Here is a 12057-nt window from a genome sequence, read left to right on the forward strand (position 1 = left end):
ATGCGGGCAATCCGGTGCATGGATCGGTGGCAGATGCTGGTTTAATGCTTGTTTCCCGCCAAAGCCTGATCAATCAGCTTTTTGGCAGCAAGAAACGCGGTCTCTATATCCATTTCCGTCGTATCTAGCAAGTGCGCGTCGGCAGCGGGCTTCAATGGCGAGTCGGTGCGGCCCATATCGCGGGCGTCGCGGCGGGTGAGATCGGCCAGAATCTCCTCATATTGGGCAGGCGCGCCCGAGGATTTGATTTCGTCAAAACGCCGCTTCGCCCGTGCCTGCGGGGAGGCGGTGATATAAAGCTTCACCGGCGCGTCCGGGCAGACCACCGTCCCGATGTCGCGCCCGTCAAGGACCGTACCGGGGGAGCGCTGGGCAAAAGCCTGCTGCGCCGCAACCAGAGCCCGCCGGACCGCCGGCATAACAGCCACCTTGGATGCCGCTTCGCCCACATCATGCGTGGACAGGGCCGTGCGGTCGAGTTTGGACAGATCGATGCCGCGCGCCGCCTTCTCCGCCAGAAATTCATCATCGAGCGCCATGTTCTGGTCAAGCAGTGCCTTGGCGACCGCACGGTATGTCAGGCCCGTATCGAGATGATGATAGCCGTAATAATCGGCGAGCCGCCGGGCCAGCGTGCCCTTGCCAGATGCGGCCGGTCCGTCGATGGCAATGGTGAAACGCAATGGCGCCGCATGGATGTCATCCTTTTCATCGCGGTCAAACAGCCAGTTGCCAAGGGCAAACAGCAGATAGGCCGCGGCAAGGACGAGCGTGATCAGCGGCGTGATGCCGATCGTGACGAACGCGAATCCGCCGACCGTGGTTGCCAGCGCGGAAAGCCATGCCGGCAGATAGGCGGACATGTTCTGCAGAAGCGCATCAATGGCGAATATCAGGGCAAACTGGAACACGAACAGCCAGAACAGGAGAGCGAAGAGCCCGAAACGGACCTTGAGCGCAAACCGTTCAATGGCATAGGCAACGCCAACAATGACCAGGGACGTCAGCAGGAAGAACATCAGACGCTCCCTGCCTGCAGGGGAGCCGTTGTCAACGCAGTCTGCAAATGGACAGCAGGTTCGATCATCGCTCTCTGTTTCTTGCCTTTGCGCCCATGAGGAAGCCTATACCATAACCGACGATTGACCCGAATGCGGGCGGCAGAAGTAAAAACTGATAGGGCATCCAATCGCTTGTTCCCGCAGCCTCAAGCGCGGATACACCCGGCCGGGAACCATCGAAGACATTCCACGCATAGAGGAAGATCAGGAGTATGGGAAGAACGACCCGCATGATCGAACTCAAAATGCCGGGCCACGGCCGTGATGATCCACTGGAAATTGTGCCGCGATGGGCGCTTCGCCCCGCCCAGACGGCAAACGGAACGCTCGACATCATATAAAGAGCGTACACCGTCAGGGCGGAAAAGAGCGCGCTCATCGATATCAGGCTGGTGTTTCCTGCACGGAAATCTCGGCACCCATTCCGGTCATCATGTCCATGAATTCCGGAAAGCTCGTGGCAATCATGGTGGAGTCGTCGACGGTAACGGGTTTTTCCGCAACAAGGCCCATGACGAGGAAGCTCATGGCAATGCGATGATCGAGATGGGTCTCGACCGTGCCGCCGCCGAGGGCCTTGCCATCCGGGCGGCCGCGAACGCTGAGGGTTTCCGGGCCTTCCGTGCAATCGACGCCGTTGGCCTTCAGGCCGTTGGCAACGGCCGACAGGCGGTCCGATTCCTTGACCCGCAATTCCTCGAGGCCGTTCATCACGGTCTCGCCGGTCGCGAACGCCGCCGCGACGGCAAGCACGGGATATTCGTCGATCATCGAGGGCGCGCGGTCGGCCGGAACGATCACGCCTTTCAGCTCGGAGGCACGCACGCGCAGGTCCGCGACATCCTCACCGCCCGCAAGGCGGGCATTGAGGATTTCAATGCTGGCGCCCATGTCCTGCAGGGTCAGGATAAGGCCTGTGCGGGTTGGGTTCATCAGCACATTGCGGATGGTGATATCGGAGCCGGGCACCAGCAGCGCCGCCACCAGCGGAAATGCCGTCGACGACGGGTCGCCGGGCACGTCGATGATCTGGCCAGTGAGTTTGCCCTGGCCCTCGATGCGGATGTGCCGGACATTGTCCTTATCGGTTTCGACCGAAAGATTGGCGCCAAACCCCTGCAGCATCTTTTCCGTATGGTCGCGCGTCATGACTGGTTCGATGACGGTCGTTATGCCTGGTGTATTGAGGCCCGCCAGCAGCACAGCGGATTTGACCTGCGCCGAAGCCATCGGCACCCGGTAGGTGATGGGGGCGGCCACCTTGGGGCCGCGCAGCGTCAGAGGCATGCGGTCGCCGTCCGATGCCGTCACCTGAACGCCCATTTCCCGCAGGGGATTGAGCACACGGCCCATGGGGCGCTTGGACAGGGAGGCATCGCCAATGAAGGTCGTTTCCATCGCATAGACACCGACAAGGCCCATGGTGAGGCGAGCGCCCGTGCCGGCATTGCCGAAATCAAGCGGCGCCTCGGGCTGTAGCAGGCAGCCATTGCCGGTGCCCTGGATGATCCACACATCGCCTTCCCTTGCGATTTTGGCACCCATGGCCTGCATGGCCCGGCCGGTGTTGATCACGTCCTCGCCCTCCAGCAGTCCGGTGATGCGGGTCTCACCCGAGGCAAGGCCGCCAAACATGAAGGAGCGATGCGATATCGATTTATCACCGGGAATCCGGATATCTCCGGAAAGGGCCTTGGAACGGCGGGCGGTGGCAGGCTTGGGCAAAGCGGAATGGGACATGAGTACGATCAATCACAAGGAAAATTGGTGTTTCATCTCGAGCCTGTAGGCGCCGGCGTTCCTAACACAGCTTGTTCGTCGGGTCATCTTGCAAATGCATAGTTCGGCCGAACGGCAATCTCGCGTCGTTTTGGCTTTGACAAATGCGCTGAATTGCGTTTATGGGACCAGAAATCCATTTGATGAGCGCTGGCATAAACGGTTGGACGATGGCATACCGGATGCAGGCGCAGCCAGAAGACGAGGCATAACGTGGTAAATCCAAAACTTGGTACCAAGCGAGTTGACCCTGAGACAGGTCAGAAATTCTACGATCTGAACCGCGATCCGATCGTCTCCCCCTATACGGGCAAGAGCTATCCGCTCAGCTATTTTGATTCGACCGTTCCTTCTGCGCGTGAAGAAGAGGAAGAGGTCGAGACCGAAGAACTCGACGTTGTTCTGGAAAAGCCGGAATTCGTGTCGCTTGAAGAAGCTGATGGCGATGTTGATGGCGACGTGCCGGATCTGGGCGATGATGTCGATGTGGACGTCGACGATGCCGATGATGACGACACGTTCCTGGCCGAAGACGAGGAAGACGAAGATGACGACGTCACCGATATCCTCGGCGGCGGCATCGGCGAAGACGACGAAAACTGATTTTGAACAAGGTCTTTCGCTCTTCCGAAAAATAACGGAAATATCCGGCGAATAGACCTTGATCTTCTCTGCGGCGGGCGATATGTACCCGCCTCGGAACGGTTCCCAACCGTTCGACTGTCCAGCCGGATTTATCCGGCTTAGCCGAAACCGGCTAATGGAATGGGGCCATAGCTCAGCTGGGAGAGCGCTTGCATGGCATGCAAGAGGTCAGCGGTTCGATCCCGCTTGGCTCCACCAAATCTTCATTGATTTCAGAATTCTGTGCACAGCACATGGTGGCCGCCTCAACGCAGCCGCGAGCGCACGGTCGGCTGCAGGCACGTTACCAGCGGCTTGCCGGCGAGATAGGCGCCAAGCCGTGCCTGTTCGGACAGCCAATCCGCATCGCTCTCCAGTGCTACCCCATACGCTCTGTATGCGGGCTCATCGTCAAACCGGGAAAAGACCGCCAGAACATTTTCATTCTCCCGTACGGGGAGGCGGGTGAACGTGTTTTCGCCGTGCTCGGATGTGAAGACGGCAACCGGCTTGTCGCCCCGTTCGCGCAGGAACGGTGCGACAGACGCGCTGTAATAGCTGTAGAAACCCTGGTCCGCAGGCTGGTTGAGTGGATAGATGGCCACCTGAAACACTGCCGTTGAAGCGACTTCCGCCGGAGATGCTGGCCGGGCGGCGGGAAGGGCAAACCCGCTGGATGGTTCGGCGGGATGAAGCAGCAGTACATTGTCCGAATCGATCATGGTGCCGTTGGCCCTGTCACGATGCGCGCTCCAGACCGGGCCGTCATAGAATGCGGTCAACGCCTCGTGCCGGGTTGCCATGTCCTGAAAGCCACGCAGCCAGACAAAGGCGTTGGGATCGCCGGGATCGCGGAACTGGCCGATAATGGTCATGCCGCAGGCTTCCTGACTCTCGAGAAAATGGGCGTCGAACAGGTCGATGAGGTCGTCACGGCGGCCGGGATGAAGCGTATAGCGCCTGAGTTCGACGATGGAATTGAAATGCCTTCCTGCCGCCTCGGTCGGTTGAACAGCCTTTAATGGCAATTGAGACATCTCGTTCAATCCTTTTCGCAAAACAGACCGGTCATCCTGTTTTTAATAAAACCGGTTGTCCTGTTTTTGTCAACTTGTTAGTCTGCAGCGGTAGGAAGGGATAGAGATGGCGCAGGATTCCGTTGGAAGGCCGAAGAGGGTCAATGATCCGCAGGGGATGCGTTCACGCATTCTCGATGTAACGGCGGACCTTTTTCAAAGGCGCGGCTATCATTCGACCAGCGTTCAGGATGTCGTTCAGGCGGCCGGGGCGACAGGCGGCGCCCTGCATCATCATTTTTCCACCAAGAAGGCCCTTGGGCTGGCCGTGATCGAAGAACGGGTGGCGCGTGAGGTCAACACCACCGCGATCGAGCCCGTGCTGCAGGCAGACCGGCTCAAGACCGGCGTTCTGGCGTTTTTTTCCGCGGTGGCCGGCGAACTCGAGCGTAATCAGGCGGTGACGGGATGCCCGCTCAACAATCTGGCCGTCGAGCTTTCGCTGGCTGATCCGGATTTTCGCCAGGCGTCCAACGCCATTTTCGAGCGTTGGGTTGGAGTGCTTGCACAAAGATTGCAGGATGACGACCCGGCCCTCGCATCCCGGCAGGCCAGGGCGATGGCCACGCTAGTGATTGCCGCCTATTCCGGCGCCATGGCAATGGCCAAGGCCAGCCAGAGCGCGCTGCCTCTTCGAGACTGCGCGGTGCAGCTGGAAAAGCTTTTGCCTTAGGATGCTTGTCAGGCCTGCCTGGAAAAAACCACCGCCGTGAACAGAAGCACGCCAGCCAAGACGATCATCGAGCCGATGCCGACCAGCGGTTCCATCGCGGCATGCCCAAGCGACAGGAAATACAACGACGGTATCATCACGACGATACCCACGGTGTAGACAATGAATTGAAGCATTGGCAGGCGGCCGGCGGCCTTTGCCGGGTTGAGCGCGTAGTAGGCGCCGAATATCGCGCTGCTCACCCAACCGAGAAGATTGAGATGGGCATGGGCGGGAAAGGCGGAATGATCGCCTGATATCCCCATTTGCAACCCCATGATGATACCGAGCAGAAAGAAGACCGTCGCGGATTTGAAGAACAGCTGCGAAACCTGTGGCATAAGCACATTCTTTCTCTGAACAGACATGTCAGTCGCGCAAATCTATAGTCCTGAATTCGGAATTGTGCCAGAGCACCGCCGCCCGTGAAAAGGGACGGGATCGTCGTCGCTGGAAACTATTTCGCGGGCATGCATGGCGTTTGCTGTTTTCGACTGGATTAGCGCGAGAAAATCAATCAAACCATTCTGAAAAAGATCAGAATCGAGGAAGCTCCCATGTCTGCCCGCCCGGTTGCCCTTTCCGGAACGCCCGAATCATCTCTGGCGCGCACCGGTGTCCTGTTGATGCTGCTGGGCATGCTGATGTTCGCCCTGAACGACGTGATGGGCAAATGGCTGGTGTCGACCTATTCCGTCGGTCAGGTCGTCTTTGTCCGCAGCGTCGCCGCCCTGATCATTCTCGCGCCATTCCTCTGGTATTCGGGGCCGAAGAAAATCCTGCAGGTGGACCGCCCGGTCCTGCAGCTTGCCCGCGTTGCCGCATCGACGGCGGAGATTTTCGCCTTCTACTTCGCCGTCGTCTATCTGCCGCTGGCCGATGTCATGACCTATTGGCTGGCCGCCCCGATCTATGTCGCCGCGATCTCGCCGCTCGTGCTGAAGGAGCCCGTCGGCTGGCGCCGGTGGAGCGCCATCATCGTCGGTTTCATCGGTGTCGTCATTGCCCTGGAGCCGTCGTCGCAGGCCCTCACGCCGCAGGCGATCATCTCGATTCTGGGCAGCATGACCTTCGCCCTGATGCTGCTGCTCGGCCGTTCGCTGCGTGGCACGCCCGATACGACGCTGGTGTTCTGGCAGATTGTCGGCGCCGGTCTTGCGGGCGCTGCCACGCTCTATTTCGACTGGAAGCCGGTCAGCCCCCGGGATCTGGTCCTGCTCGCCGTGCTCGGCGTTGTCGCCATGCTGGCGCATATGCTGGTCAACCGGGCGCTCAAGATGGCCGATGCGGCGACCGTTGCGCCGTTGCAATATACGCTTCTGTTCTGGGCCATCGTGTTCGGCTGGCTGGTGTTTGGCGATGTGCCGCGCCTGCCCATGCTGATCGGTTCGGGCTTTATCGTGGCGTCAGGCCTGTTCATCTTCTTCCGCGAACAGCAGCTGAAGCGGCAGGGGCGGATGAAGGCGGAACCGGCCGAAACCATCGTCACCGGTTCCGGCGATCCGGTCTGAGGCCGGAAACGGTGGATCAGGCGTTGACCGGTGCGCCTTTCAGCGATGCGCCGAGAGCGTCAAGCAGGTCTTCCGTGCCGCGCCTGCGTTGTCCGGGCTCGTCATATCCGTCGAGAAAGGCGCCCTGTTCGGTGAAGACGAGTTTTGTGCCGGTGCCTTCCGGCTTGAGTTCCATCGTCGCCAGCGAGACGGAAATACGCCTGTCGTCGAGATACATGTCATAGCTGTAGATGATGCGCTGGTCCGGGACGATATCCTGATAGATGGCCTCGAACCTATGCACCGGCCCGCCCTTTGGTCCGCCGCTGTTGGTCTCGCGGCCGCCGATCCGGAAATCCATCTCGAACCGGGCGACGCCCCAGTCGTCGGGGCCGGCGAACCATTTGCTCTTGGCGGTCTTGTCGCTGAGCGCAAAGAAGACGCGCGCCGGGGCCGCCGCATAGCTGCGCTCAATGGTGAATGTATCGTGTTTGACAGATCTCTTCGTCATGCCTTCGCTCCGGTTATTGATTGCCGTCCTCGGCCAGAAACTCGCCCAGCCGGTCCAGCCGGCGCTCCCATGATTTGCGCCGTTCATCCATCCATTGCTCGGCCGTTCGCATGGCGGCCCATTCGATGTGGCATGTGCGCACCCGGCCGACTTTCTCGGTGCGGATCAGGCCGCTGTTCTCCAGCACCTGCAGATGCTGCACCACGGCGGGCAAGGACATGGTCAGCGGCTTCGCCAGTTCGCTGACCGAGGCCGGGCCGCGGCTGAGCCTTTCCACCATGAAGCGCCGGGACGGATCCGCCAGCGCCTGAAACATGAGATCAAGTGGGGTTTGTTGGTTAAGCATATGCTTAAGTAAACCCGCTGGCGAAGTTTGTCAATCAGGCTTGGACGCCATCGCGAAACCGCATGATCCGAGCCCGGAAAGGACTTGGAAAAGTCAGACGCTTGCGTGTCTGTTGTGCGCCAGCGCTTCCTCGAAGTGATTGACCGCTTTCTCGAATTTATCGCGGCAGCCGGGGTTGCAGAAGCCGACAACGGCACCCTTGTAGAGCGTGAGACTGTCTTCGCTGATAGGATCGCCCGACCAGGGACAGGTTGTGTTGACCGCGTCGCTGATTTTCAGGTCTGACATGATGTTTTCTCCTTAAGCCAGGTCGACGCTGATATCGGTACGCACGGAATTGGCGATGAAGCATTGCGCATGCGCCTCGTGGTGCAGGTGTTCTTCCGCTGCCCTGTCCGGTGCGGCGCCGGCATAGCGGACATGCGGCTTGAGCACGACCTTGCTGACGAACAGCTTGCCCTGCTCGTTCTTGCCGAGTTCGCCGCTTGCCGCATCGCGGTATTCATCAACGACGAAGCCGCTTTTGGCCGCACCCGCCAGGAAGAACAGCATGTGACAGCTGGAAAGCGAGGCGACGAATGCCTCCTCCGGGTCGACATTCTCCGCTGCGGAATAGGGCAGGCGGACAATATGCGGCGATGAGGAGGCGGGCACCTCAGCGCCGCCGTCGAACTGCCAGACATGGGCGCGGCTGTATTTGTTGTCGGTAAATGCGGCATCTGGAGCACGGTTCCATAGAACCGTCGCGCTAAAGGAGGTCATGGGCGTTTCCCGAATCTGCTGTTGAATTGACCGGAGCTTGTCAAAGCTCGCGGCAATTGTCGACAGGAATTCAGGCTGCGGCCGGTTCCTATTCCGCGATGAACCGGTAACCGACGCCGGGCTCGGTGCGGATGAAGTGCGGATGGTTCGGATCTTCCTCGATCTTGGCGCGCAGCTGCCCGACAAAAACCCTGAGGTAATGCAGATCTTCAACATGGGCCGCTCCCCAGATTGACGCCAGGAGATGGCGATGGGTCACGACAAGACCGGGATGCAGGACGAGGTGGACCAGCAGCTGGTATTCCTTGCGGGTCAGGTGCACGGCCTCACCCCTGAGTGTCACCACCCGCTTGACCATGTCGACGACGAGGCCGTTGCTTTCAAAGCGCGAGGGAACGCTGGTTCCCGCCACTTTCTGGCGTAGCGCCGTGCGCACGCGTGCCAGAAGCTCGCCGATGCCGAACGGCTTTTCCACGTAGTCATTGGCGCCGAGATCAAGTGCGGCAATCTTCTCGACTTCCCGGTCGCGGGCTGACAGGACAATGATGGGCACTTCGGAAAAAGCGCGCACCGTTTTGATGACCTCCTTGCCGTCCTTGTCAGGCAGGCCAAGGTCGAGAATGACCAGGTCGGGAGCGCTGGTGGCGATCAGCCGTTCGGCATCCGCAGCGGTGGCGGCGGAGATGACGTCATAGCCCGACGCCGTCAGCGCCGGATGCAGGAAACGCTGGATCTGCGGCTCGTCGTCGACAACCAGGATGCGGTTCTCGTTCATGATGGCGCGTCTCCGCTCGTGGTTGCATCGAAAATAGGAAGCCGGATAATAAATCGCGTGCCACGCTTGCGGATTGCCGGACTTTCCGCCTTGATCGTGCCGCCCATCGCTTCAACGAAGCCACGGCAGATCGACAGTCCGAGGCCGGTTCCCGCTGCCCGGCCATCGCCTTTGACACGACGGTAGAACTTTTCGAAGATGCGGTCGATATCCCTTGCCGGAATGCCCTTGCCCTGGTCGGTAACGCTGATTGCCACCTCTGTCGCATCCTGCTTGGCATAGATGGCAATCGGGCCATCGCCGCCATATTTGGCCGCATTGTCAAGCAGGTTGAACAGCACCTGTCCAAGCAGGGACGAATCCCCGCTGACGGTGGCAAGGTCCGGAGCAATGCTGATCTCGATGGCAACGCCCGGTTTGAGCCGTTTCATACGCTCAACCGATGAAATGATGATATCCGCCGCATCGACGGGGCTGTGCTTGACCTTCAGCGTTCCAGCTTCGATGCGGGTCATATCGAAGAGGTTGGAAACAAAGCGGGTCAGCCGCCCAGATTCCTCCTCGATGGAGAGCAGGAGGTCGTCCCGGCTTTCCGGTTTGATGCGGCTGCCAAGCTCGCGCAGCGTGGTGACGGCCCCCGTGATCGAGGCCAGCGGTGTCTTCAGGTCGTGCGAAAGCGAAGAGAACAGCGCTGCGTGCAGTTTTTCGCTTTCCTGCAACGCCGCTGTCTTGGCATTTTCGCGCACCAGCTGGGCGCGGTCAATGGCAATCGCCGTCTGGTCGAGAATGGCAACCAGCATGCGGTCTTCGTTTTCCGTCAGAGAGGTCGGATGCTCGGTCATGGAAAGGCCAAGCACGCCGGCGACACCATGCGACGTCATGATCGGCAGGAACAGCCAGTCGATCTGCGGCAGCGTCCCCGTATCATGCCCGGACCGTTCATTCTTCTCAAATGCCCAGCGCACGGCGGTCATGTCGGTGTTGTCGAGCGTCATATCAGGCGGCCAGGCGGTCTGCAGTGACAGCTCGCCGTCTTCCGGCAGCAGGATCACCACACCCGTTCCAAGCGTTGAATGCAGGTGCATGGCCGCGGCCACAAGCACATCATCGAGCCGCGCTGTGCCCGATAGCTTGCGCGAGAATTCGTAAAGGGCCTGCGTATTCTTTGCCTGATTGCGCGATCGTGCCACCTGGTCGCGCAAACGCCCGGCGAGATCGCCGATCATCAGGGCCACGCCGAGAAAGATGATCAGTGAAAACAGCTGATGCGGTTTGGCTATGCTTAAATTGTGGACCGGCTCGATGAAAAAGTAGTTGTAGAGAACAAATGACAGGCCGGCAGCAATGATGGCTGCAAAACGCCCGCTCGACATCGCCGACAGGATAACGGCAACGAGGTAGAGCATGGAAAGATTTTGCGGGTGGACGATTTCACTGGCGCCAAGCCCCAGAAGCGTCGTCACGGCCGTCGCCGCTATCGGAATGGCGATGGATATGGCGAGATCGCGCGCCGAGCGCTTCTGCGGCGCCGGCGGCACATAGGGTTTGTCCTGTTCATCCCCGGTGACAATATGGACGCCGACATCGGTGAAGCGTTTGACGATCTCGTCGGGAAGCGACCGCCGGAATGGGTTGGAGAAGCGCTTGCCCTTCGGGCGGCCGAGCACGACCTGTGTCACGTTCTCGCGCCGGGCAATGCGGAAAATCTCGTCGACAAAGTCCCGGGCAATCACGCGCCGCGTTTCCGCGCCGAGCCTTTCTGCCAGGTCAAGGATTTCATCAAGCCGCTGGTTTGCCACCGTGTCCATGCCCGCATCGCTGGTCTTGGTCAGTGAAACCACCAGCCACCGGGCGTTGAGGCCCGAGGCGAGGCGGCTTGCGGTGCGGACGACCTTTTCGGACAGGCTATCCGGTCCAACGCAGACCAACAGCCGCTCGCCGGTGGCCCAAGGGCCTTCGATCGCGTTTTGCCGCAACAGGTCGATCATCTGGTCATCGACGCGATCGGCGGTACGGCGCAGGGCAAGCTCGCGCAAGGCGGTAAGGTTGGCCGGCTTGAAGAAACCCCGCGCTGCCCGTTCGGCGTTGCCGGGCAGGTAGACCTTGCCCTCCTTCAGCCGGGCAATGAGTTCCGCCGGCGGCAGATCGACCAGCAGCACCTCATCGGCACGCTTGAGGACCACATCCGGCACGGTCTCGCGAACGGTCACGCCCGTGATCTTTGTGACGAGGTCGGACAGGCTCTCCAGATGCTGGACATTCATCGCAGTCCAGACATCGATACCCTGCCAGATCAATTCCTCGATATCCTGATGACGCTTCGGATGACGGCTGCCGGGCGCATTGGTGTGGGCCAGCTCGTCAAGGACCAGCACCTTTGGCTTGCGCGCCAGGGCTGCATCAAGGTCGAATTCCTCCAGCGTGCGGTCCCTGTAGCCGATCTGCTTGCGCGGCAGCACCTCCAGCCCCTCAAGAAGTTCGGCGGTTTCCGCGCGCCCATGCGTCTCGGCAAGGCCGATGACGATGTCCGTGCCGTCGTCCTTCAGGCGCTGCGCCCGCACCAGCATGGCATAGGTTTTACCGACGCCGGGGGCAGCTCCGAGGAAAACGGTCAGCTTGCCGCGCGATTCGCGCGTTGCCAGCTCCAGCAGCTTGTCAGGATCGGGTCGTGTCTGTTGACCGTGGTCGGCCATATACGCCTCAGTTTGCTTTTTCAGGTCGCTTGCGCCGGTTGAGCGCCAGAACCTTTACCCCACCCTTGGTGGAAATGCCAAGGACAGGATGCCGCGTGGTTGCGGCCACCAGCGCAGAATCCACGCCGGACCGGCAAAATTGCCGGTCATGAAAGCCGCCTGCGACAGCACATCTATTGACGCCGAAGGCGGGTGCTTTAAAAGTCCGCGCCAGTTCGATCAAGCAGG

General features: G+C 60.2%; 14 protein-coding genes and 1 tRNA gene. 4 read left to right on the top strand and 11 right to left on the bottom strand.

The genetic code is table 11. The features are described 5' to 3' along the window. Positions 1–41 precede the first annotated feature (41 nt). Both cmk and aroA read right to left on the bottom strand, forming a co-directional pair. Positions 42–698, bottom strand: a complete 657-nt coding sequence (cmk, locus tag ACTJJ7_RS09570; RefSeq protein WP_425350459.1) for a (d)CMP kinase — start codon at positions 696–698, stop codon at positions 42–44. A 747-nt stretch (positions 699–1445) separates the two neighbouring features. Continuing rightward, positions 1446–2801 (bottom strand): 3-phosphoshikimate 1-carboxyvinyltransferase, encoded by a 1356-nt coding sequence (gene aroA, locus ACTJJ7_RS09575; RefSeq protein ID WP_440966741.1) that lies wholly within the window; start codon positions 2799–2801, stop codon positions 1446–1448. A gap of 252 nt (positions 2802–3053) precedes the next feature. On the opposite strand from aroA, the gene ACTJJ7_RS09580 reads away from it, so the two are divergent. Then, entirely contained in the window at positions 3054–3443 is a 390-nt protein-coding gene (locus tag ACTJJ7_RS09580) for a TIGR02300 family protein (protein WP_105734052.1), read from the top strand. Positions 3444–3607: 164 nt separating this feature from the next. Then, a tRNA-Ala gene (locus tag ACTJJ7_RS09585) sits at positions 3608–3683 on the top strand. Between the two features lie 47 nt (positions 3684–3730). Here ACTJJ7_RS09585 and ACTJJ7_RS09590 read toward each other — a convergent pair. Then, positions 3731–4501, bottom strand: a complete 771-nt coding sequence (locus ACTJJ7_RS09590; RefSeq protein WP_440966743.1) for an NIPSNAP family protein — start codon at positions 4499–4501, stop codon at positions 3731–3733. 106 nt (positions 4502–4607) lie between these two features. Here ACTJJ7_RS09590 and ACTJJ7_RS09595 point away from each other — a divergent pair, with 106 nt between their 5' ends. Continuing rightward, positions 4608–5213, top strand: a complete 606-nt coding sequence (locus ACTJJ7_RS09595) for a TetR/AcrR family transcriptional regulator (RefSeq protein ID WP_440966744.1) — start codon at positions 4608–4610, stop codon at positions 5211–5213. A gap of 8 nt (positions 5214–5221) precedes the next feature. Here ACTJJ7_RS09595 and ACTJJ7_RS09600 read toward each other — a convergent pair whose 3' ends face one another. After that, complete coding sequence (locus tag ACTJJ7_RS09600; protein ID WP_440966746.1) at positions 5222–5593, bottom strand: hypothetical protein; 372 nt, start codon at positions 5591–5593, stop codon at positions 5222–5224. 216 nt (positions 5594–5809) lie between these two features. Here ACTJJ7_RS09600 and ACTJJ7_RS09605 point away from each other — a divergent pair, with 216 nt between their 5' ends. Continuing rightward, positions 5810–6763, top strand: coding sequence for a DMT family transporter (locus tag ACTJJ7_RS09605; RefSeq protein WP_130271456.1), 954 nt, complete (start codon positions 5810–5812; stop codon positions 6761–6763). A 16-nt stretch (positions 6764–6779) separates the two neighbouring features. On the opposite strand, the gene ACTJJ7_RS09610 is transcribed toward ACTJJ7_RS09605, so the two are convergent. The 7 genes from ACTJJ7_RS09610 to ACTJJ7_RS09640 form a co-directional block, all read right to left on the bottom strand. Then, the gene (locus ACTJJ7_RS09610) at positions 6780–7253 is read right to left on the bottom strand and encodes an SRPBCC family protein (RefSeq protein WP_440966748.1); all 474 of its coding nucleotides are present in this window, start codon (positions 7251–7253) and stop codon (positions 6780–6782) included. A 13-nt stretch (positions 7254–7266) separates the two neighbouring features. Beyond that, positions 7267–7599 carry an ArsR/SmtB family transcription factor gene (locus ACTJJ7_RS09615; RefSeq protein WP_440966750.1) on the bottom strand — a complete coding sequence of 111 codons (333 nt, stop codon included), beginning with the start codon at positions 7597–7599 and terminating at the stop codon, positions 7267–7269. Positions 7600–7692: 93 nt separating this feature from the next. Further along, positions 7693–7887, bottom strand: coding sequence for a glutathione S-transferase (locus ACTJJ7_RS09620; protein WP_105734036.1), 195 nt, complete (start codon positions 7885–7887; stop codon positions 7693–7695). A 12-nt stretch (positions 7888–7899) separates the two neighbouring features. Continuing rightward, entirely contained in the window at positions 7900–8361 is a 462-nt protein-coding gene (locus ACTJJ7_RS09625; protein WP_105734035.1) for an OsmC family protein, read from the bottom strand. An 88-nt stretch (positions 8362–8449) separates the two neighbouring features. After that, complete coding sequence (locus ACTJJ7_RS09630; RefSeq protein WP_440966751.1) at positions 8450–9136, bottom strand: response regulator; 687 nt, start codon at positions 9134–9136, stop codon at positions 8450–8452. Beyond that, positions 9133–11829 carry an ATP-binding protein gene (locus tag ACTJJ7_RS09635; RefSeq protein ID WP_440966753.1) on the bottom strand — a complete coding sequence of 899 codons (2697 nt, stop codon included), beginning with the start codon at positions 11827–11829 and terminating at the stop codon, positions 9133–9135. The genes ACTJJ7_RS09630 and ACTJJ7_RS09635 overlap by 4 nt, the downstream gene beginning before the upstream one ends. Positions 11830–11836: 7 nt before the next feature. Then, entirely contained in the window at positions 11837–12052 is a 216-nt protein-coding gene (locus ACTJJ7_RS09640) for a hypothetical protein (RefSeq protein WP_105734032.1), read from the bottom strand. Between the last annotated feature and the right edge of the window lie 5 nt (positions 12053–12057).

The sequence above is a fragment of the Phyllobacterium sp. 22229 genome (assembly GCF_052056495.1).
GTDB classification, from domain to species: Bacteria; Pseudomonadota; Alphaproteobacteria; order Rhizobiales; family Rhizobiaceae; genus Phyllobacterium; species Phyllobacterium myrsinacearum.